The following is a 21,668-nucleotide window of genomic DNA, read 5'->3' as shown; positions in this document are numbered from 1 at the left end:
TGTATCGCCGGCGGCCTTCCGCCGGTGGCGCCCTATTGGAAACGTCCAAGCCGACAGGATCATGGAACAGGCTCTCAAACCCGCCGATCGCCTGCTGCACGCCCTCGCCGACAACCGCATCGCCATCGAGGCGGTGACGCCCGAGATCGACGGCGGCCGCTTTCCCGCCAAAGCCGCCATCGGGGAAGTCGTGGTCGTGGAGGCAGATATCTTTTCCGATGGCCACGACCTCATCGACGCAGCGCTTCTGACGCGCCGAAAGGGTGACAAGGCGTGGTCTGAAACGCCGATGCGCCTCTATGAGAACGATCGCTGGCGCGCCTCCTTCGTACCCGTCGAGAACACGACCTACGAATATACCGTGATTGCCTGGCGCGATCTCTTTCGCAGCTGGCGTTCCGACGTTTCAAAAAAGAAGAATGCCGGCCAGGATGTGACCTCCGAACTCAAGGAGGGGCTGCATATTCTGAAGAAGGCGCTCTCTGAAAGCGACCGGCTCGATCCCGAAAGGCGGGCAAGGCTGCAGCGCGTCACCGAAGATATCGCCCGCCTTGCCGATCCGGCCCAGCAGTTTTCCGTCCTCATGGGCGAGGATCTTCTTGGTCTGATGACGGCCGGCGGACCGCGGAGCAACCTGTCGTATTACCTGCGGCTCCTCGATCTCTTCGTCGACCGCAAGCGCGCCGCCTTCTCAAGCTGGTACGAGCTGATGCCGCGCTCCCAGTCCGGGGATCCTGCCCGCCATGGCACCTTCGACGATGTCATCGCGCAGCTCCCCTATGTGCGCGATCTCGGCTTCGATGTGCTTTATTTCCCGCCCATCCATCCGATCGGCAAGACGAACCGCAAGGGGCGCAACAATTCGCTGACGGCGCGTGCCGACGATCCCGGCAGCCCCTATGCCATCGGCTCCGAGGAAGGTGGTCACAAGGCCATCCATCCCGAACTCGGCACGTTTGAGGATTTTCATCGTCTGGTGAAGGCGGCGGCGGAGCACGGGCTGGAGATCGCGCTCGATTTCGCCATCCAGTGTTCGCCCGACCATCCCTGGATCAAGGAGCACCCGGAATGGTTTGATTGGCGTCCCGACGGCACCATCAGGTTCGCCGAAAACCCGCCGAAGAAATACGAGGACATCGTCAACGTCCATTTCTACCGCGATGCCATCCCGGGGCTCTGGCACGAATTACGCGATACGGTGCTGTTCTGGGTCGAGCACGGGGTCAAAATCTTCCGCGTCGACAATCCGCACACCAAGCCTCTGCCGTTCTGGGAGTGGATGATCGCCGAAGTGCGCCGCCGCCACCCCGACACGATCTTCCTGGCGGAAGCCTTCACGCGACCGAAGATGATGAAGCGTCTCGCCAAGGTCGGTTTCACCCAGTCCTATTCCTACTTCACCTGGCGCAACAACAAGGCCGAGCTCACGGACTATCTGACGGAGCTCACCACCGAGGAATGCCGCCATTACATGCGGGTGAACTTCTTCACCAACACGCCGGACATCAACCCGTTCTATCTGCAGAACAGCGGGCGCGCCGGCTTCCAGGTGCGGCTCTTCCTGGCGGCGACGCTTGCCACGAATTACGGCATCTACTCAGGCTATGAGCTCTGCGAGGCCGCGGCGATGCCTGGCAAGGAAGAGTATCTCGATTCGGAAAAATACGAGATCCGTGCCTGGGATTGGGACAGGCCTGGCCACATCAAGGACGACGTGCGCCGCCTCAATGCCTGGCGCAGGGCTCATCCGGCGCTGCAGCAATTCACCAATCTGTCGTTCTACAACGCCTACAACGACAACATTCTCTACTACGGCAAATACACCGACGATCTGTCGAGCTTCTTACTGTTTGCCGTCAACCTCGACCCCTTGAACGCGCAGGGCGCGCAATTCGAGGTGCCGCTTTGGGAATTCGGGCTGTCTGACGATGCGCCGATCATGGCCGAGGACCTCGTTCTCGATCGTCGCTTCACCTGGCAGGGCAAGATGCAACATGTCTGGCTCAACCCGTCCGAGCGCACCTATGCGGCCTGGCGCCTGATTTCGCCTCAAGAGCGGCTCACGTGAACGCAGGTCCGACAGACAACATGCAAAAATCCAATCGTTCCGAGCGCCCCCATCATCGCATCGACGGAGTGATCGATCGCTCCGACACCGAATGGTACAAGGACGCGATCGTCTATCAGCTGCACGTCAAAGCGTTTCTCGATTCGAACGGGGATGGCGTTGGTGATTTCGGCGGTCTTCTCGAACGCCTCGATTACATCGAGAGCTTGGGCGTCACCGCGATCTGGCTTCTGCCGTTCTATCCCTCGCCCTTGCGCGACGACGGCTACGACATCGCGGACTACCGCGCGATCAATCCGTCTTACGGCACGATGCGCGATTTCCGCCGCTTCGTGTCGGAGGCCCATCAGCGCGGCATTCGGGTGATCACCGAGCTCGTCATCAACCACACCTCCGACCAGCATCCCTGGTTCCAGCGGGCGCGCAACGCAAAGCCCGGATCGGCGGCGCGCAATTACTACGTCTGGAGCGACACCGATCAGAAATACCAGGGCACGCGGATCATCTTCCTCGACACGGAGACCTCCAACTGGACCTGGGATCCCGTCGCGGAAGGATTCTTCTGGCATCGCTTCTATTCCCACCAGCCGGATCTCAACTTCGACAATCCGCGGGTGATGAAGGAAGTGCTGTCGGTGATGCGCTTCTGGCTCGATATGGGGGTCGACGGGCTCCGGCTCGATGCCATTCCCTATCTCGTGGAGCGCGACGGCACCAACAACGAGAACCTGCCGGAGACGCATGTCGTCCTGAAACAGATCCGCAGCGATCTCGACGAGAATTACTCCGACCGGATGCTGCTCGCCGAAGCCAATCAATGGCCGGAGGATACGCGTCCCTATTTCGGCGAGGGCGACGAATGCCACATGGCATTCCATTTCCCCTTGATGCCGCGCATGTACATGGCGCTGGCGCAGGAGGACCGCCATCCGATCACCGATATCATCCGTCAGACGCCGGAAATCCCCGATCCCTGCCAATGGGCGATTTTCCTGCGCAACCACGACGAGCTGACGCTCGAAATGGTCACTGATACGGAGCGCGACTATCTGTGGCGCACCTATGCGTCTGATCAGAAGGCGCGCATCAATCTCGGCATCCGCCGCCGTCTGGCGCCGCTCATGCAGAACGATCGCCGCAAGATCGAATTGATGAATGCACTCTTGTTGTCGATGCCGGGCACGCCCGTTCTCTATTACGGCGACGAGATCGGCATGGGCGACAATTACTTCCTGGGCGACCGCGACGGCGTGCGCACGCCCATGCAATGGTCGGGCGACCGCAATGGCGGCTTCTCGCGCGCCAATCCGCAGCAGCTTTATCTGCCGCCGGTGCAGGACCCGATCCACGGCTATGAAGCGATCAATGTCGAGGCGCAGCAATCCGACCCGTCATCGCTTCTGAACTGGATGCGGCGCATGGTGACCGTGCGCAAGCAGCACAAGGTCTTCGGCCGTGGCGAGATGACCTTCCTCTATCCGGGGAACCGGAAGATCCTCGCCTATATCCGCAGTTACGAAGACGAAGACATTCTCTGCGTCGCCAATCTTTCTCGCTCCGCCCAGGCCGTCGAGCTCGACCTGTCGCGTTTCCGTCACCGGGTTCCGGTAGAGCTTTCCGGCCATTCCGCTTTCCCGGCGATCGGTGAATTGCCCTACATGCTGACGCTGCCCGGTTACGGTTTCTTCTGGTTTCTTCTCACCGAGGAGACGGACGTGCCGCAATGGCACACGCCCGCACCTGAGGTCATGCCCGAATTCATCACCGTCACCACGCGCGCCGATTTGAGTGCCGCGCTCTCCGGCCGCGACGGCCGCCAGCTCGAAGCCCAGGCGCTGCCTGAGTTCCTGCAGCGCCAGCGCTGGTTCGCCGGCAAGGGCGGCACCATTGACGGGGTTTCGCTGTCGCCTCTGACGAGCGTGGCGGAGGGGCGCACCGCCATTGCGACCGTCGACGTGACGCTTCGCAACGAGGAGACGCAGCGTTACTTCCTGCCGCTCTCCGCGCTGTGGGGCGAAGAGAACCTGCATTTCGGCGCACCGAAACTCTCCTACACGCTGGCCAAGATCAGACGGGGTCCGCGCGTCGGCGCACTCGTCGATGCGGCCTTTGACGAGGATTTCGCGAGAGCTCTGTTGAAGGCGATGGCGGCCGGTGAGCCGGTCGCCGCCAAGGACGGCGAACTCGTCTTTGCCGGTCAGGCCGATCTTGCAGAAGCTGCCGAGGAGACGGATGTCCGTCCGCTTGGCGTCGAGCAGTCGAACGTCTCCGTCATCATCGGCGACCGCGCGCTCCTAAAGGTCTATCGCCGGCTGCGCGAGGGCGATCAGCCCGAGGTCGAAGTCGCGCGTTTCCTCACCGATGTCGCCGGCTTCGACAACACGCCGCAGCTCCTTGGAACGGTCGAATACCGTCCGAACGACGGTGAGCCGACGGCGCTTGCCGCGGTCTTCTCCTTTGTGCGCAATCAGGGCGACGGCTGGGCCGTTCTCGTCGATGCGCTCGACCGCGATCTGGAGGCGACGGCGCTGAATGCGGTGGCCGCAGCGGAGACCGCCCCGGCGGCAGCCCCGATTCCCTTCGGGCATCCGCTCGACCTGCCGATGACTATGGGCCTGCGCACGGCCGAAATGCACGTGGCGCTCGCCGTCGAAACCGATCTGCCGGCTTTCAAGGTGGAGCCCTTGGAGCAGGAGGATGTGGGCGCGATGGCCGTCGATGTCGCAAGCCTTGCCGACCAGGCGATCGAGCGGCTCGAGGCGATGGCGGCGACGCTGCCTGCCGAAACGCGCGAGATGGCGGCCGACCTCGCCGAACGGCGCGGGGCGCTTCAGGCCGAGCTGGAAGCGCTGGCGTCCAGCCCTCCGTCGGGCGGCAAGTCGCGCATCCACGGCGATTATCATCTTGGACAGGTCCTCGTTTCCCAGGCCGATATCGTCATCATCGACTTCGAAGGCGAGCCGCAACGCTCGCTCGCGGAACGGCGCGCGAAGTCCTCGCCCCTGCGGGACGTCGCCGGCATGCTGCGCTCCTTCGACTATGCCGCAGCCGCGGCCGAACGCCAGTTCCTGGCACGGCATATGGAGGTGCCCGAGGCGATCCGTGAACGCGCCCAGCAATGGCGCGACAAGGCGATCGCCGATTTCCGTGCGAGCTACTTTGCCCGGATGGAAGGCGTGTCGACACTTCCGAACGACGAGGCGGCGGCAGAGCGCCTCTTGCGGCTCTTCCTCCTGCAGAAGGGCTTTTACGAGATCCTCTATGAGGCGGCAAATCGCCCCGATTGGATCGACATTCCGCTGCGCGGCGTTCTTAACCTGATCACCACTGAGGCAAAGCTATGAACACCTGGCGCAAAGAGATCCTGATCTCCTTTCCGGAGATCGACCGCTCTGCGATCGCTGCGCTGATCGAAGGGCGCCATGGCGACCCGTTTTCGCTTCTCGGTCCGCACCGGGCCTCTGCCGGCCTGAGCATCCGTACGTTTCATCCCGGTGCTGAGAGAGCGGAAATCCTCAGCATGGCGGGCGATGAGGTCCTGGCTCAGATGGAGCGGCTCGAGGCGGGCTTCTTTGCGGCCCTGCTCGAGGGGCAGGATCCGAGCCTTCCTTACCGCATCCGCTTCTATGCCGGCGATCAATCCTGGACCGTCGATGATCCCTACCGCTTTCCGCCGATTCTCGGCGAGCTCGATCTGCACCTCCTCTCGGAGGGCAGCCACCGCCGCCTCTACGAGAAGCTCGGCGCGCATCCGACTACGATCGACGGCGTTCAAGGCACGACCTTTGCCGTCTGGGCGCCGAACGCGCAGCGTGTGTCTGTCGTCGGAAGCTTCAACGAATGGGATGGGCGCCGCCACGTCATGCGCAAGCGTGTCGAAAACGGTGTCTGGGAAATCTTCCTGCCGGGTATCGGGCCGGGCCAATACTACAAATACGAGATCCTCTCGCCCGAAGGGCGGCTTCTGCCGCTGAAATCCGACCCCTTCGCCTTCTCTCAGGAAGTGCCCCCTTCGACCGCCTCGCGTGTGACGGGCCTCCCCGATCGCCAATGGCACGACGAGCACTGGATGCAGACCCGGCGCGCGCGCAACGATCGTGCCCAGCCGATCTCGATTTACGAAGTGCATCTCGGTTCCTGGCGGCGCGGCGAGGGCAACACCTATCTCGATTACGATGAGCTGGCCGATCAGCTCATCCCCTATGTGAAGGATATGGGCTTCACGCATATCGAGCTTTTGCCGATTTCCGAGCATCCCTTTTCCGGCTCCTGGGGCTATCAGCCGATCGGGCTCTATGCCCCGACCTCGCGCTTCGGCTCGCCAGAGGCGTTCGGCCGCTTCGTGGAGCGTTGCCACGCTGAAGGCATCGGCCTCATCATCGACTGGGTGCCGGCGCATTTCCCGACGGACGAGCACGGTCTCGCCCGTTTCGACGGCACGGCCCTTTATGAACATGCCGATCCACGCCAGGGCTTCCACCGCGACTGGAACACGCTCATCTACAATTTCGGCCGGCGGGAGGTGCGCAACTTCCTGGAGGCGAACGCTCTTTACTGGATGGATGAGTTCCACATCGACGGACTGCGCGTCGATGCCGTGGCCTCCATGCTCTACCTCGATTACAGCCGCGAGCCGGGCGACTGGGTCCCGAATGTCCATGGTGGCCGCGAGAATCTCGAAGCCATCTCGTTCCTGCGCGACACCAACACCAACGTCTTCGGGGGCTTCGAGGGTGCGACGACGTTTGCCGAGGAATCGACCGCCTGGCCGGGCGTGTCGCGGCCTGTCGAAACGGGCGGCCTCGGCTTCGGCTACAAGTGGAACATGGGCTGGATGCACGACACGCTCGCCTACATCCACAACGACCCGGTGCATCGCCGTTACCATCACCATCAGATGACGTTCGGCCTGCTCTATGCGTTCTCGGAGAACTTCGTTCTGCCGATCAGCCACGATGAGGTGGTGCATGGAAAAGGCTCTCTCCTTGGCAAGATGCCGGGCGACGAATGGCAGCGTTTCGCCAATCTCAGAGCCTATTTCGGCTTCATGTGGACACATCCCGGCAAGAAGCTGATTTTCATGGGCTGCGAGTTCGCTCAGGAGCGGGAATGGAACCACGATCAGTCGCTCGACTGGCATCTCCTCGGCGGCGAGGGACATGCGGGCATGCAGCGGCTCGTGCGCGACCTCAACCATCTTTACCGCGATCTGCCGGCACTCCATCAGCGTGATTGCGAGCCGGCCGGGTTCCAGTGGATCGACGCGTCCGATGCAGATCAGAGCGTCTTTTCCTATCTGCGTCGCGGTGAACGCGGCGAGGATGTCGTCGCCGTCATCTGCAATTTCACGCCGGTCGTCCGGCACGGCTACCGGGTCGGACTGCCCTTCCAGGGCCGCTGGCAGGAATGCCTCAACACCGATGCGGGCGTCTATGGCGGCTCCAATGTCGGCAATGACGGCGAAGTTCGTGCGGAAGAGGTCGGATGGCATGGTCAACCGGCATCAGCGGCTCTCACCCTGCCGCCGCTCGCCGTGATCGTCTTGAGATACCAGCCCTGAACTCTATTTCGACTTTCTTTTTAGAAGGATCAATGCATGTCGCGGCTTCGCGTGAGGCCCGGTACGCCCCATCCATTGGGGGCGACCTGGGACGGCTCTGGCGTCAATTTTGCCCTCTTTTCGGCCCACGCCGAAAAGGTTGAGCTGTGCCTGTTTGACCGGCAGGGACGACGCGAGCTCGAACGCATCCCGCTGCCCGAACATACCCATGAAGTCTGGCACGGCTATTTTCCGGACCTGCGTCCGGGCCAGCTTTACGGCTACCGCGTCTACGGGCCGTATGAGCCGAAGGCCGGCCATCGCTTCAATCCGCACAAGCTTCTGATCGACCCCTACGCGAAGGCGCTCTACGGCGAGTTGCGCTGGCACGAAGCCTGTTTCGGCTATCGCGTATCCTCGTCGCGGGGGGATCTTTCCTTCGACCGACGCGATTCGGCGCGGTCGATGCCGAAATGCGTGGTTATCGACCCGGCCGTGACCTGGGGCGCGGATGTGGCGCCGAAGACGCCCTGGTCGGATACGATCATCTATGAGGCCCATGTCGGCGGCATGACGGCGCTGCATCCGGAAATTCCGGGACCGGTGCGCGGCACGTTTGCGGGTCTCACCGATCCGGACGTCATCGATCACCTGGTCAAGCTCGGCGTCACCGCGATCGAGCTGATGCCGGTGCATGCCTTCTTCGACGACGAGTTTCTGGTGCGCAAAGGCCTGTCCAACTATTGGGGCTATAACACTGCGGCCTTCTTCGCCCCGGCGCCTCGCTTTATCTCTCCCGGCGCCAGCATCCATGAATTCAAGACCATGGTGCGCAAGCTGCACGAGGCGAACATCGAGGTGATCCTCGATGTGGTCTACAACCACACCGCCGAAGGCAATCGGCTCGGCCCCACCTTGTCGTTCCGCGGCATCGACAATGCGAGCTATTATATTCTCGGCGACGATCCCCGCTATTATTTCGACACGACCGGCACCGGCAACACGCTCAATCTGCGCCATCCGCGCGTTCTGCAGATGGTCACGGATTCGCTGCGCTATTGGGTCGAGGAATGCCATGTCGACGGCTTCCGCTTCGATCTCGCGACGGCGCTCGGGCGCGACCGCGACACCTTCCACAACGATGCGGCCTTCTTCGACGCCATCCGCCAGGATCCGGTCCTGTCGCGCACCAAGCTGATTGCGGAGCCCTGGGATATCGGGCCGGGCGGCTACCAGCTCGGCAATTTTCCTCCCGGCTGGACGGAATGGAACGGCGCGTACCGCGATGTGGTGCGGTCCTTCTGGAAGGGTGACGACGGCATGCTTCCGGATCTCGCCCGCAGCCTTCTCGGCTTTGCCGATCTCTTCGAACATCGTGGCCGCAAGCCGTGGGCGAGCATCAACCTGATCACCGCGCATGACGGTTTCACGCTGAACGACCTCGTCTCCTACAACGACAAGCACAACGAGGAGAATGGCGAGGACAGCCGTGACGGGCACGACGACAATCGCAGCTGGAATTGCGGCGTCGAAGGTCCGACGGACGATCCGGCCATCCTGCAACTGCGCGATCAGCAGCGGCGCAACTTCCTTCTGACGCTTCTCCTGTCCCAGGGCACGCCGATGATCGTCATGGGCGACGAGCAGGGGCGTACGCAGAACGGCAACAACAATGCCTATTGCCAGGACAATGAAACGAGCTGGATGAAATGGGCGGACCTGCCCGAACGCGATCTTGCCTTGCGGGATTTCACCGCGGCCGCGATCGCCTTCCGCAAGGCCCATCCGCTCCTGCGCCAGACCCGCTTTCTGCACGGCGAGGAGGTTCCTGGGCGCGACATCCCCAACGTTCAGTGGCTGAAGCCCGAGGGCGGCTTCATGGCTGCGGAGGATTGGCAGGATGGTTTGCGCAAATGCATCGGTCTGATGCTGTGTGACGAAGGCACGAGCTGCGTGTTGATCCTCATAAACGCAGCGCCGAACGATTTGAGCTTCCGACTGCCGGCGGCCAAGGGTGTGGAGATGTGGCAGAGGCGGCTTGAAACAGTTCACGGCGACGTTGGCGGCGCGGAATTTGCACCTGACTCGGAGGTGACGATGACGGCGCGCTCGATGATCCTTCTCGAGGGATGATCCTCCGTGAAAACTGACCAAAGAGACCGGGGCTGACCTCGGCGAAAGGGCGAAGGAATGAGTGACACTCTCGACAGGCTGGCCGACGCCCTCGGGATCGAGACGCGCTATTGGGCACTGTCCGGTGAAGAAGTCTTCGCGGGCGACGACACCAAAGAGGCGATCCTGACCGCCCTTGGCGTCGACGTCTCGGAGGGTGCCGAACGGCCAAGCCTGCGGCCGGCTCTCGGCGGGCTGGAGGCGCCGGAAAAGGCCTGCTTCGTGCCCGGCTTTCTCGAAGACGGTCGCTGCTGGGGCGTCGCCTGTCAGCTTTATGGGCTGCGCACGGCTCGCAACTGGGGCATGGGCGACTTTGAGGATCTCGCAAGGCTTGCCGAAATGCTCGCCGCCGATGGCGCCGACTTTTTGGGCGTCAATCCGCTGCACGCCCTCTTTCTGGCTCTGCCGGAGCGGGTGAGCCCGTTTTATCCTTCGAGCCGGCGGTTTCTGAACCCGCTCTATATCGCAGTCGACGACGTGGCCGGTTTTACGCAGGAGGATAGGCCGCCGCAAAGCTGGCTTAATGAGGCGCGTGCCGCGACGCTCGTCGATTATCCGGGCGTAACGCGCCACAAGCTCTCAGCGTTGTGGCGGATCTTCAACCGCGAGCGCGAGCAGATCCTGGTCGATCAGGATTTCGCGCGTTTTCGCGAGCGCGGGGGCCAGGCGCTCTACGACCATGCCTTGTTCGAGGCCCTGTCGCTCGGGGGGCTCGCCTCACCGACGCCTGGCGGCTGGCATGTCTGGAGTGATGAGTTTCACAGCCCGGACAGCGCCGCCTCTCGCGGCTACGCGGAAGAAAACAGCGATGCCGTGCTCTTTCAGATGTGGCTGCAATTCACCGCCGACGCCCAGCTGGCCGAGGCGCAGCGGCGGGCGCGGCGCGCGGGGATGCGGATCGGGCTCTACCTCGATCTTGCCGTTGGCGTCGCCCCCGACGGCTCGGCCACCTGGACCGACACCCGCACCACTGTGAACGGCATCACCGTCGGGGCGCCGCCGGACTATTTCAACGCCAATGGCCAGGATTGGGGGCTGGCGCCGCTCTCGCCCGCCGGGCTCTTGGACGACGATCTCGAACCCTTTCGGGCGCTGCTCGACAGCATGATGTGCCATGCCGGCGCGATCCGCATCGACCATGCGATGGGCCTTTATCGTCAGTTCTGGATCCCGCAGGGACTAGGCCCGGCGAAGGGCGCCTATATGCGCTATCCGCTGAAGGCGATGCTCGCCGTTCTCGCCGAAGTTTCGCAGGCTTATGAAAGTCTCGTCATCGGCGAGGATCTGGGCGTGGTGCCGGACGGTTTCCGCGAAGTGATGCGCGACACGGCGCTCCATGCCTACAAGGTATTCCTGTTCGAGCGCGAGGAGAGCCGTTTCCGGGGACCGCAGGAATATCCGCCGGCCGCGCTTGCCTGCGTCACCACCCACGACACGCCGAGCCTTCTCGGCTGGTGGACCGGGCACGACATCGACGTGCGTCTTGGGCTCGATCTCCTGCGCCCGGATCAGGCGGACAGCGAAAGGCAGCAGCGGGCGGGGGACCGCCGGGCGGTGGCGCGGCTTCTTGCCGAGCACGGGCTTGGCGAGATCGACGCCGACGATGCGGAAGGTTCCGCAGGCGAGGCCGCCGTGCAAATCTCCAGGCTTCTGGCGCGAAGCCCCTCACGCCTTCTTGCCGTCTCCCTCGACGATCTCGCCGGAGCGCGCGACCAGCCGAACGTGCCGGGGACCATGGACGAACACCCGAATTGGCGTCGGCGTCTTCGCGTCGATCTCGACGAATTGCGCGCCAGTGAACTCTATCGGCGCACCATCGAAGCGCTCCGCGAAGAAAGGCCGCAGCCGTGACGTGGTGATGCCCTGGCGGGAACCCGATGTGCAGCCTTAAGACCTTCACGCAGAACGCGACCTCGCCCTTGAGCCGGGCTTGCGTTCGGCCCATGGTATGTCCGCGCGCCGGCGGGGGATGGTTCGGCGGGGGAGATTTTCAATGAGCAGAATCGATCCGGATGCGCTGGGTGGCCGCTTGGCCCGGCGCACGATGGCTTTCGTCCTGGCTGGGGGCCGGGGCAGCCGTCTCATGGAGCTGACGGACAATCGAGCGAAGCCCGCCGTCTATTTCGGCGGCAAGAGCCGAATCATCGACTTCGCGCTGTCGAATGCGCTCAATTCCGGCATCAAGCGCATCGCGGTTGCCACGCAATACAAGGCCCACAGCCTTATCCGGCATCTCAACCGAGGGTGGAATTTCTTTCGGCCCGAGCGCAACGAGACGTTCGATCTCTTGCCGGCGTCCCAGCGTGTGGCCGAAGACAAATGGTATGTCGGCACCGCCGATGCCGTGGCGCAGAATATCGACATTATCGAAGATTATGGGCCGGAACTGATCATCATCCTCGCGGGTGATCACGTCTACAAGATGGATTATGAGATCATGCTGGCCCAGCATGTCGACAGCGGTGCTGAGGTTACCGTCGGTTGCATCGCCGTGCCGCGCATGGAAGCGACGGGCTTCGGTGTCATGCATGTCGACGCCGGCAACCGCATCGTCGATTTCGTCGAAAAGCCGGCCGATCCTCCCGCCATGCCCGACAATCCGGACCTCGCGCTCGCCTCCATGGGCATCTACGTTTTCCATACGAAGGTGCTGTTCGAGCATTTGCGCCGCGACGCCGACGATCCGGACTCAAGCCACGATTTCGGCCGCGACATCATTCCCCGGATCGTCAAGGAAGGCGGCGCGGTGGCGCATCGATTCGCCGAATCCTGCGTCATGTCGGGCGCGGAGCCCGAACCCTACTGGCGCGACGTCGGCACCATCGACGCCTTCTGGGAAGCCAATATCGATCTCACGGATTTCGTCCCCGGCCTCGACCTTTACGATCACAATTGGCCGATCTGGACCTACAGTGAGGTCACGCCGCCGGCAAAGTTCGTGCATGACGAAGAGGGGCGCCGCGGTTCGGCCGTGAGCTCGCTGGTTTCCGGCGGCTGCATTCTGTCGGGTGCGCGCATCGACAAATCGCTCTTGTTCACCGGCGTTCACGCCCATTCCTACAGTGAGCTTTGCCGCGCTGTGGTTCTGCCGCACACCACGATCAACCGGCATGCCCGCCTCACCAACGTGGTCGTCGACCGTGGTGTCGTCATTCCGCGCGGCCTCGTCGTCGGCGAGGATCCGGAAGAAGATGCGCGCCGCTTCCGCCGCACCGACAACGGCATCTGCCTGATCACGCAGCGGATGCTCGACCGCCTCGATTCCGAGGCATAAGTGTTGCCGTGAACAAAGTCCTTTTCGTCGCCTCCGAATGCTATCCGCTGGTCAAGACCGGGGGGCTCGCCGATGTCATCGGGGCCCTGCCGCTCGCGCTTGCCGGGGAAGACGTCGATGCGCGCGTTCTGCTGCCGGCTTACCCGGAGGTATGCGAGCGGCTGAGGGAAGCGGAAGCGCTCCCCTTGCCAGGCGGGAAAGTTCTCGGCCAGGAAGGCCGCCTTCTCGCCGCGACGACAGAGGAAGGGCTCAAGGTCTGGGCGCTCGACGTGCCGGCCTTCTTTGCCCGCGTCGGCAATCCCTATGTCGGGCCGAATGGCCATGACTGGCCGGACAATCATCTGCGCTTTGCCGCCTTGGCGCGCGTCGCCGCCGATATCGCGGCGCACGGCGTCGGCCGATGGCGGCCGCAGCTCCTGCACATCCATGATTGGCAGGCCGGCCTCGTGCCGGCCTATCTCGCTGCGGATGAGATCGATCTGCCGACCCTCTTCACCATTCACAACATCGCCTTCCAGGGTGTCTTTCCCGCGGCGGAGATCACGCGCCTCGGTCTGCCGGGGCGCTATTACCACCGCGACCTGACCGAATTCTGGGGCCAGATCTCCTTCCTGAAGGCAGGCATTGCCATGTCGAGCAAGGTCTCGACGGTGAGTCCGACCTACGCCCGCGAGCTCGAAAGCCCTGAATTCGGCTGGGGCCTCGACGGCCTCATCCGCCACCGCCAGGCCGATATGTGCGGAATCCTGAACGGCATCGATGCCGGCGTCTGGGATCCGGCGAACGATCCGTTGATCGCGGCGCCCTATTCGGCCGAGAAGCCGGCGGGCAAGGCGCGCAACAAGGAGGCGCTGCAGGAGCGTCTCGGCCTTGAAAACGATCCGAACGCGCCGCTCTTTTGCGTCGTCAGTCGCCTGACTCAGCAAAAGGGCATGGATCTTCTTCTGGAAAACCTGCCGCAGCTCTTATGGCGTGGCGGGCAGCTTGCCGTTCTGGGCAGCGGTGAGACGCATCTGGAAGCGGGCTTCCGCGAGGCGGCATTCAACAATCCAGGCCGGGTCGCGACCGTCATCGGGTACAACGAACCGCTGTCGCATCTCCTGCAGGCGGGGGCGGATGCGATCGTCATTCCATCGCGCTACGAGCCCTGCGGCCTGACCCAGCTCTACGGCCTGCGCTACGGCACTTTGCCGATCGTCTCGCGCACCGGCGGGCTCGCCGACACGATCATCGATGCCAATGCCGCTGCCGTTCAGGCGGGAACGGCGACCGGCTTCCAATTCGCGCCGGTAACCCCTGAAAGATTGCGCCATACGCTCGACCGTGCCTTCGATCTGTGGGCCGACCGAAAAGCCTGGCGTGTCGCCCGGCGCGCCGCGATGCACTCCGATTTCGGCTGGTCCGCCTCGGCCCGGCTCTACAGAAACCTCTACCGGCGCATGCTCAAAGACGCGCGCCAGAAGAAGATGGGAGAGACAAGGTGAACATTGAGACCGTGTCGACAAAGCCGATCGCCGGACAGAAGCCCGGCACGTCGGGCCTCAGGAAGAAGACCGCGGCCTTTCTGGAGCCCGGCTATCTCGAAAACTACATCGCTGCGATCATCGAAGGTATCGGCGGCGTTGAAGGCGCCACGATGGTGATCGGCGGTGACGGCCGCTTCGGCAATCGTCAGGCGATCAAAACGCTCGTGCGCATGCTCGCGGCTGGAGGCGCGAAGCATCTCATCATCGGCCAGAACGGGCTTCTGTCGACCCCGGCCGCCTCCTGCGTTATCCGCAAGCGTCAGGCGACGGGCGGCTTCATCTTCTCCGCCAGTCACAATCCCGGCGGCGAGCACGGCGATTTCGGTCTCAAATACAATCTCGCCAATGGCGGGCCGGCCCCCGAAAACGTCACCTCCGCGATCTACGCGGCGACGCAGACGCTCTCCTCTTACAAGATTGCCGATCTCGACGAGATCGACCTCTCCAAAGTGGCGACGGTCGAGCATGACGGTGTCATGATCGAAGTGATCGATCCGGTCACCGATTATGCCGCCCTCATGGAAGAGCTCTTCGATTTCGATGCGATCTCGGGGCTCTTCGCCTCCGGCTTCCGCCTCGCCTACGATGCGATGCATGCTGCGACCGGCCCCTATGCGAAGGCGATCCTGGAAGGCCGCCTGGGGGCGGCCGTGGGGACGGTGCGCAACGGTGAGCCGCTGCCGGATTTCGGCGGGTTGCACCCCGATCCGAACCCCGTCCACGCCAAGGCGCTTTTCGACCTCATGGCAGCGCCGGAGGCGCCCGATATGGGCGCGGCCTCCGATGGCGACGGCGACCGCAATCTCGTTCTCGGCCCCGGCCTGCCGGTCTCGCCGTCCGATTCGATTGCGGTCCTTGCCGCCAATGCGCATCTTGCGCCCGGCTACAAGCGTGGCCTTGCCGGCATGGCGCGCTCCATGCCGACGAGCCGCGCCCTCGACCGCGTGGCCGAAGAGCTCGGCATTTCCCTCTACGAGACGCCGACCGGCTGGAAATTCTTCGGCAATCTTCTCGATGCCGGAAAAATCACCATGTGCGGCGAGGAAAGTGCTGGGGCCGGTTCCGACCATGTGCGCGAGAAGGACGGTCTGTGGGCGGTGCTTCTGTGGCTCAACATCCTCGCCGTCCGCCGTCAGTCGATTCCCGAGATCGTGCGCGAGCATTGGGCGCGCTTCGGGCGCAATTACTATACGCGCCACGATTATGAGGCGATCGAGACGGAGCGTGCGGAAACGCTGATGTCGGAGCTGACGGCACGCCTCGGCTCTCTCAAGGGTGAGACAGCCGGCTCCCTCACCATCGAAGGCGCCGACGAATTCGCCTATCACGACCCGATCGATGGCTCCCTCGCCGAGCATCAGGGGCTTCGCATTCTCTTCGAGGGCGGCGGCCGCGCCGTCTTCCGGCTGTCGGGCACCGGCACGGAGGGCGCGACCTTGCGTGTCTACCTGGAGCGCTTCGAGCCGGCGGGCGGCGATCACACTCAGGAGCCGCAGCAGGCGCTCGCCGAAATCATTGCGGCCGCGGGCGAGGTGGCCGGGATCGAAAAACACACCGGCCGCACCGAGCCCGACGTCATCACCTGAGCGGTGATGCCTTTGTGTGAGGAGAAAAGCGCGGCCTGAAGCCCTACTCCCAGGCCGCGCCTTCGAGCGTGTTGAGTGGAATCTTGAGATAGCGCCGGCCATTTGCCTCCGGTTCCGGCAGGCGCCCGCCGTTCATATTGATCTGCAACGCGTGCAGGATCAGCTTCGGCATCGGCAGGTTTTTGTCGCGCTTGTTGCGCAGTTCCACATAGGCGGCCTGCGTTTGCGCCTGCTGGAGGTGTTTGTTCTTCGCCTTCTGTTCGCTGACCGTCGATTCCCATTGCGGCTCGCGCCCGTCCGGCATGTAATCGTGGCCGGTGAAGAGGCGCGTCTCCTCGGGAAGCTTCAGAATCTCCTGGATAGAGTTCCAAAGCGTCGCGGCATCGGCGCCGGGAAAATCCGCCCGCGCCGTGCCGAAATCCGGCTGAAACAGCGTATCGTGGACAAAGGCCGCATCGCCGATGACGTACGTGACGGAGGCAAGCGTGTGGCCCGGAGAGAACATGACGCGGCCTTCGATCTCGCCGATGCGGAAATCGTCGCCATCCGCGAAAAGCCTGTCCCATTGGCGCCCGTCAGCCGGGAAGTCCGGCCAGTTGTAGAGACCCTTCCAGAGCTTCTGCACGTCGGCGACATGCGCGCCGATGGCGCGGGGAGCGCCGGTCTTTTCCTGCAGGTAATGGGCAGCCGAGAGATGGTCGGCATGCGGATGCGTGTCGAGGATCCATTCCGCGACGAGCCCTTCGCGTTCGACAAAAGCGAGGATCTGGTCGGCGTTGAAGGTGGCCGTCGCCCCGGATTTCTCATCGTAATCGAGCACCGGGTCGATGATCGCACAGCGCTTCGTTGCGGGATCTGCCACGACATACTGCACGGAAAACGTTCGTTTATCGAAAAAAGCGGTCACGGCGGGCTTTGCGGAATGGCGCATCATGTCCTCTCTGGTTCCTGACGCCCACCACATGGATCACATTCAGAAAATTGCAAATGTGGGTGACCACCCTCTGCTCCCTTGACCGGCGGGACCCTTCCTGCAACGCCGTGGCGATCGGGATGGCCTGCGAAGAGCGCCCCGCCTGACGAGCCGGCCCCATGCCCTTGGTGAGCCGTGTCCTTTGTGAGCTATGGCCGGCCCTGGTGAGGAAGAGTGCTGATGAGCGTCGATGCGTCGCCCCGCGTTGAAATCAAGATCCTGGATGAGCGTCTCCGGGATTGGGGCCTGCCCTTCGCGCATTCCGCAATGGCGGCCGGGGTCGATCTCAGGGCGTGCCTCGAAGCGCCTCTTACGCTCGATGCCGGAGCGCCCGCGGTGCTCATTCCGGCGGGCTTCGCCCTTTCGATTGCCAATCCCCACATCGCGGCTCTGATCCTGCCGCGTTCCGGGGCCGGGCACAAACGGGGCCTTGTTCTCGGCAATGGCGTGGGGCTGATCGACGCGGACTATCACGGTCCGATCATGATCAGCGCCTGGAACCGCAACGCCTCGGGTGACGCCATCCTGATCGAGCCCGGAGAACGCATCGCGCAGATGCTTTTCGTGCCGGTCCTGACACCGCGTTTTCAGGAAGTGGCGGAGTTTTCGGGCCTTAGCGAGCGGGGTGAGGGCGGCTTCGGCTCGACGGGCTGATCTCGTCGGATCGATCCACAAGATCGCGCACATCCGTTTCACGAGATGAAAAGTGTTCGAGGAGATGCAATTTGTGCGCTCCTCTTCGAGATGGCTCGCAGCCCCGGAAAACCGCCGATCTTGGCTCCATTGAGGCGAAAAGATGGCGGCTAAAGGTTGACTCATCGGCCCCTCGGCCATACCTCTCCTGCCACCCAATCCTCTTTTAGTTGAAATCGCAAAGGACCAAGCGACTTGAGCGAAAGCGAGACGCTTGTTGTCAAAAATCTTTTTAAGGTTTTCGGCGACGACCCCGCCAAGGCGATCTCCCTCTACCGGGAGGGGCTCGATAAAGACGGGATATACGAGAAGACGGGGATGACGGTCGGCGTCTGTGACGCCAGTTTTACGGTTCACGAGGGCGAAATCTTTGTCGTGATGGGGCTTTCCGGCTCCGGCAAATCGACGCTCGTGCGCATGTTGAACCGGCTGATCGATCCTTCCGCTGGCGAGATCATCGTCAAGGGCTCCGACATTGCGGCCATGTCCGACAAGGAGCTCATGCATTTCCGTCGCAAACACATCAGCATGGTGTTTCAATCCTTCGCGCTGATGCCACATCTGAGCGTTGTGCAGAACGCCGCCTTCGGGCTGGAGCTCGCCGGCGTGCCGCTGGCCCAGCGTGAGGAAAGAGCCCGCACCGCGCTCGCCCAGGTCGGGCTCGAGGCCCGCGGCGACAGTTACCCCAACGAACTCTCGGGTGGCATGCAGCAGCGCGTCGGTCTGGCGCGCGCGCTCGCCAACGATCCATCCATCCTTCTGATGGACGAAGCCTTCTCGGCCCTCGATCCGTTGATCCGAACGGAGATGCAGGACGAGCTTGTGACACTGCAGGAAGAGCAGCAGCGCACCGTCATCTTCATCTCCCACGATCTCGACGAGGCGATGCGCATCGGTGATCGCATCGCCATCATGGAAGGCGGCCGCGTCGTCCAGGTCGGTACACCTGACGAGATCTTGAACAACCCGGCCGATGATTACGTCGCTTCCTTCTTCCGCGGCGTGAACGTGTCGAACGTCCTCACCGCCGGCGACGTGGCCGTGCGGGAGCAGGTGACGACGGTGGAGCGCGACGGCCAGATCCGCAGCATTTTGCAGCGGATCGGCAAGGCCGACCGCGACTATGCCTATGTCCTCGACCGGCGTCAGCATTTCCACGGCGTGGTGTCCGCCGCCTCGCTCGAAGAGCAGGTGAAGTCGGGAAAACCGGAGCTCCGGAATGCCTTCCTTCCCGATATCGAGCCTTTGAAGGCGGATACGAGGATCGGAGAGATCATCGGCGCTGTTGCGGCCGCGCCCTGCGGCCTGCCGGTGGTCGACGACAATGGGCGCTATCTCGGCGTCGTCTCAAGGGCGCTGCTTCTGCAAGCCTTGGACAGGGAGACCGCGCAAGATGCCTGAGACCAGCAATCCCTGGGCCTCGTCGGCCCAAAGTGGTGCCGACAGCGCGGCCTCTTCCGGCGCCGACGCTGTCGCACAGACCTCAGATGGCGCCGCCTCCGGAGCGGCCGATGCGGCCTCCGGTTCCGCCAATCCCTGGGGCGCGAGCGGCGGTTCCGATGCCGGCGTTCCGGCCGGCGGCGGCTCTTCGACGCCGGATTGGTTGAGCCAGGCGGCACCCCCGCCGCAGCACCATTTCGATATCATGCATCCGTTCGATCGGGCGATCATTCCGATCGAAGACTGGGTGGAGCATCTCCTCGACTGGGTGGTCGCCAATTTCCGTCCGATCTTTCAGGCCGTGCGCCTGCCGATCGATTGGGTGCTGTCGGCCATTCAAAGCGCCCTTCTCGGCGTGCCGGCAGTCGTCATGATCGTCCTCCTTGGTCTGCTCGCCTGGCAGGCGGCTGGGCCACGGCTCGGCATCGGCGCGGTAATCGCTCTGACCTTCATCGGCGCGATCGGCGCCTGGGATCAGAGCATGGTGACGCTGGCGCTGGTCTTCACCTCAGTCTTCTTCTGCATTTTGATCGGTTTGCCGATGGGCATCTGGCTGGCGCGCAACGACCGCGTCGCGCAGATCGTCCGGCCGATCCTCGATGCCATGCAGACGACGCCGGCCTTCGTGTATCTTGTGCCGATCGTGATGCTTTTTGGTATCGGCAACGTGCCGGGTGTCATCGTGACGATCATCTTCGCGCTGCCGCCTCTGGTCCGCCTCACCAATCTCGGCATCCGCCAGGTTCCGGGCGATCTCATCGAAGCAGCCAAGAGCTTCGGCTCATCGAAGCGGCAGCTCCTCTACAAGGTGCAGCTGCCGATCGCCATGCCGACGATCATGGCCGGCGTGAATCAGACGCTGATGCTGGCGCTGTCGATGGTGGTGATCGCCTCTATGATTGCGGTCGGCGGCCTCGGTCAGATGGTTCTGCGCGGCATCGGCCGTCTCGATATGGGCCTCGCCACCGTGGGCGGCATTGGCATCGTGCTTTTGGCCATCATCATCGACCGGATGACACAGTCGCTTGGTATCACCAAACGGGACCGCGGCAATATCGCCTGGTACGAGACCGGCCCGGTCGGATTGGTGCGGCGCCTCACCGGGCGGGGGTCTGCAGCGTCGAAGAACGCGAAGACCGAGCCCAGAGAAGCGTAGGCCCGGCAGCACCCAGCCGGACCTGCAGAAACGGCCGCTTTGCGGCCACGTTGAAAACCCCGAAGGGAGATCACATCATGAACTACCCGATGACACCGAAAGCCTTGCGCGGGCTTGCGGCTGCTGCCGGCCTCACGGCCGCGCTCGCCGCGGGCTCTGCGCTTGCCCAGGACAAGCCGGGCGAAGGCGTGGAAGTGATTCCGCTCAAATCCTCTATTGCGGAGGAGACCTTCCAGACCGTTCTCGTCAACAAGGCGCTTGAAGAGCTGGGCTACGACGTCCAGCCGATCAAGGAGCTGGAATATGCGACGGCCTATGTGGCGCTCGCCAATGGCGACGGCACCTTCATGGCCGACAGCTGGGATCCGCTGCACAAGGATTTCTTCGAGGAAGCCGGCGGCACGGATAAGATCTACCGCGAAGGCGTCTACTCACCGGGCGCGCTGCAGGGCTATCTGATCGACAAGAAGACGGCCGAAGAGCACAACATCACCAATCTCGGCCAGCTCAAGGATCCGGAGATCGCCAAGATCTTCGACCATGACGGCGACGGCAAGGCCGACCTCACCGGCTGCACCCCGGGCTGGGGCTGCGAGAAGGTGATCGAGCATCAGCTCGACGCGTTCGACCTGCGCGACACGGTCACCCACAACCAGGGCTCCTATTCCGCGATCATCGCCGACACGATCACCCGCTACAAGCAGGGCGAGCCGGTCCTCTATTACACCTGGACGCCTTACTGGGTGTCGGGCGTGCTCGTTCCGGGCAAGGACGTGGTCTGGCTGAACGTGCCGTTCTCTTCGCTTCCGGGTGAGCGCAAGGACGTCGACACTTCGCTGCCGGACGGCTCCAACTACGGCTTCCAGGCGAACGAGCAGAAGATCGCTGCCAACCGCGAATTTGCGGAAGCCAACCCGGCGGCCGCGAAGCTCTTCTCCGTCATGGAGATCTCGGCGAACGACATTTCCGCTGAGAACCTTCTGATGCGCGACGGCCAGGATTCTGAGGAAGACATCGGGCGTCACGCTGATGCCTGGATCAAGGCCCATCAGGACACCTGGAACGATTGGCTGGACCAGGCTCGCGCCGCGGCCGAGTAAGCGACAGCCCACCAGGATGCGGCCGCGGTGCCGCATCCAAGAATTCTGGAAGGCCGGCTCCGAGCGAGCCGGCCTTTTTCTTTGGCCACTTTCCTGGGCCGCGTGCGGGTTCTTTCGAGCGCGCAGGGGTGGTCAAATCTC

13 protein-coding genes are annotated in these 21,668 nt (G+C 63.2%); 12 read left to right on the top strand and 1 reads right to left on the bottom strand.

What is annotated here, in order from left to right:
• The first annotated feature begins 61 nt into the window (after positions 1-61).
• The 8 genes from L0F51_RS14710 to L0F51_RS14675 all read left to right on the top strand — a co-directional run bounded on the left by L0F51_RS14710 (position 62) and on the right by L0F51_RS14675 (position 16,165).
• The gene (locus tag L0F51_RS14710) at positions 62-2,068 is read left to right on the top strand and encodes an alpha-1,4-glucan--maltose-1-phosphate maltosyltransferase (protein ID WP_234629928.1); all 2,007 of its coding nucleotides are present in this window, start codon (positions 62-64) and stop codon (positions 2,066-2,068) included.
• Positions 2,069-2,136: 68 nt separating this feature from the next.
• Positions 2,137-5,412 (top strand): maltose alpha-D-glucosyltransferase, encoded by a 3,276-nt coding sequence (gene treS / locus L0F51_RS14705; protein WP_234630370.1) that lies wholly within the window; start codon positions 2,137-2,139, stop codon positions 5,410-5,412.
• Positions 5,409-7,628, top strand: coding sequence for a 1,4-alpha-glucan branching protein GlgB (glgB, locus tag L0F51_RS14700; protein ID WP_234629927.1), 2,220 nt, complete (start codon positions 5,409-5,411; stop codon positions 7,626-7,628). Before treS ends, glgB begins: the two co-directional genes overlap by 4 nt.
• 36 nt (positions 7,629-7,664) lie before the next feature.
• Positions 7,665-9,740, top strand: coding sequence for a glycogen debranching protein GlgX (gene glgX, locus L0F51_RS14695; protein WP_234629926.1), 2,076 nt, complete (start codon positions 7,665-7,667; stop codon positions 9,738-9,740).
• Positions 9,741-9,797: 57 nt separating this feature from the next.
• On the top strand, positions 9,798-11,630 hold the full coding sequence (gene malQ, locus L0F51_RS14690) for a 4-alpha-glucanotransferase (RefSeq protein WP_234629925.1): 1,833 nt from the start codon (positions 9,798-9,800) through the stop codon (positions 11,628-11,630).
• A gap of 142 nt (positions 11,631-11,772) precedes the next feature.
• Complete coding sequence (glgC, locus tag L0F51_RS14685) at positions 11,773-13,053, top strand: glucose-1-phosphate adenylyltransferase (RefSeq protein WP_234629924.1); 1,281 nt, start codon at positions 11,773-11,775, stop codon at positions 13,051-13,053.
• Positions 13,054-13,061: 8 nt separating this feature from the next.
• The gene (glgA, locus tag L0F51_RS14680) at positions 13,062-14,537 is read left to right on the top strand and encodes a glycogen synthase GlgA (RefSeq protein WP_234629923.1); all 1,476 of its coding nucleotides are present in this window, start codon (positions 13,062-13,064) and stop codon (positions 14,535-14,537) included.
• A complete protein-coding gene (locus L0F51_RS14675) occupies positions 14,534-16,165 on the top strand; it encodes an alpha-D-glucose phosphate-specific phosphoglucomutase (RefSeq protein ID WP_234629922.1) in 1,632 nt (543 codons plus the stop codon). Before glgA ends, L0F51_RS14675 begins: the two co-directional genes overlap by 4 nt.
• Positions 16,166-16,208: 43 nt before the next feature.
• Here the strand turns inward: L0F51_RS14675 and L0F51_RS14670 are convergent, their stop codons facing one another.
• Complete coding sequence (locus L0F51_RS14670; RefSeq protein ID WP_234629921.1) at positions 16,209-17,099, bottom strand: MBL fold metallo-hydrolase; 891 nt, start codon at positions 17,097-17,099, stop codon at positions 16,209-16,211.
• 219 nt (positions 17,100-17,318) lie between these two features.
• On the opposite strand from L0F51_RS14670, the gene dut reads away from it, so the two are divergent.
• The 4 genes from dut to proX all read left to right on the top strand — a co-directional run bounded on the left by dut (position 17,319) and on the right by proX (position 21,527).
• Positions 17,319-17,792 (top strand): dUTP diphosphatase, encoded by a 474-nt coding sequence (gene dut, locus L0F51_RS14665; RefSeq protein WP_234629920.1) that lies wholly within the window; start codon positions 17,319-17,321, stop codon positions 17,790-17,792.
• Between the two features lie 234 nt (positions 17,793-18,026).
• Positions 18,027-19,232, top strand: coding sequence for a glycine betaine/L-proline ABC transporter ATP-binding protein ProV (proV, locus tag L0F51_RS14660; protein ID WP_234629919.1), 1,206 nt, complete (start codon positions 18,027-18,029; stop codon positions 19,230-19,232).
• Positions 19,225-20,427 (top strand): glycine betaine/L-proline ABC transporter permease ProW, encoded by a 1,203-nt coding sequence (gene proW, locus L0F51_RS14655; protein ID WP_234629918.1) that lies wholly within the window; start codon positions 19,225-19,227, stop codon positions 20,425-20,427. The genes proV and proW overlap by 8 nt, the downstream gene beginning before the upstream one ends.
• A 77-nt stretch (positions 20,428-20,504) precedes the next feature.
• Positions 20,505-21,527 (top strand): glycine betaine/L-proline ABC transporter substrate-binding protein ProX, encoded by a 1,023-nt coding sequence (proX, locus tag L0F51_RS14650; protein WP_234629917.1) that lies wholly within the window; start codon positions 20,505-20,507, stop codon positions 21,525-21,527.
• The last annotated feature ends 141 nt before the right edge of the window (positions 21,528-21,668 follow it).

The organism is Afifella sp. H1R (genome assembly GCF_021462425.1).
GTDB classification, from domain to species: domain Bacteria; phylum Pseudomonadota; class Alphaproteobacteria; order Rhizobiales; family Afifellaceae; genus Afifella; species Afifella aestuarii.
This window is presented reverse-complemented; position numbering and strand designations above follow the sequence as displayed.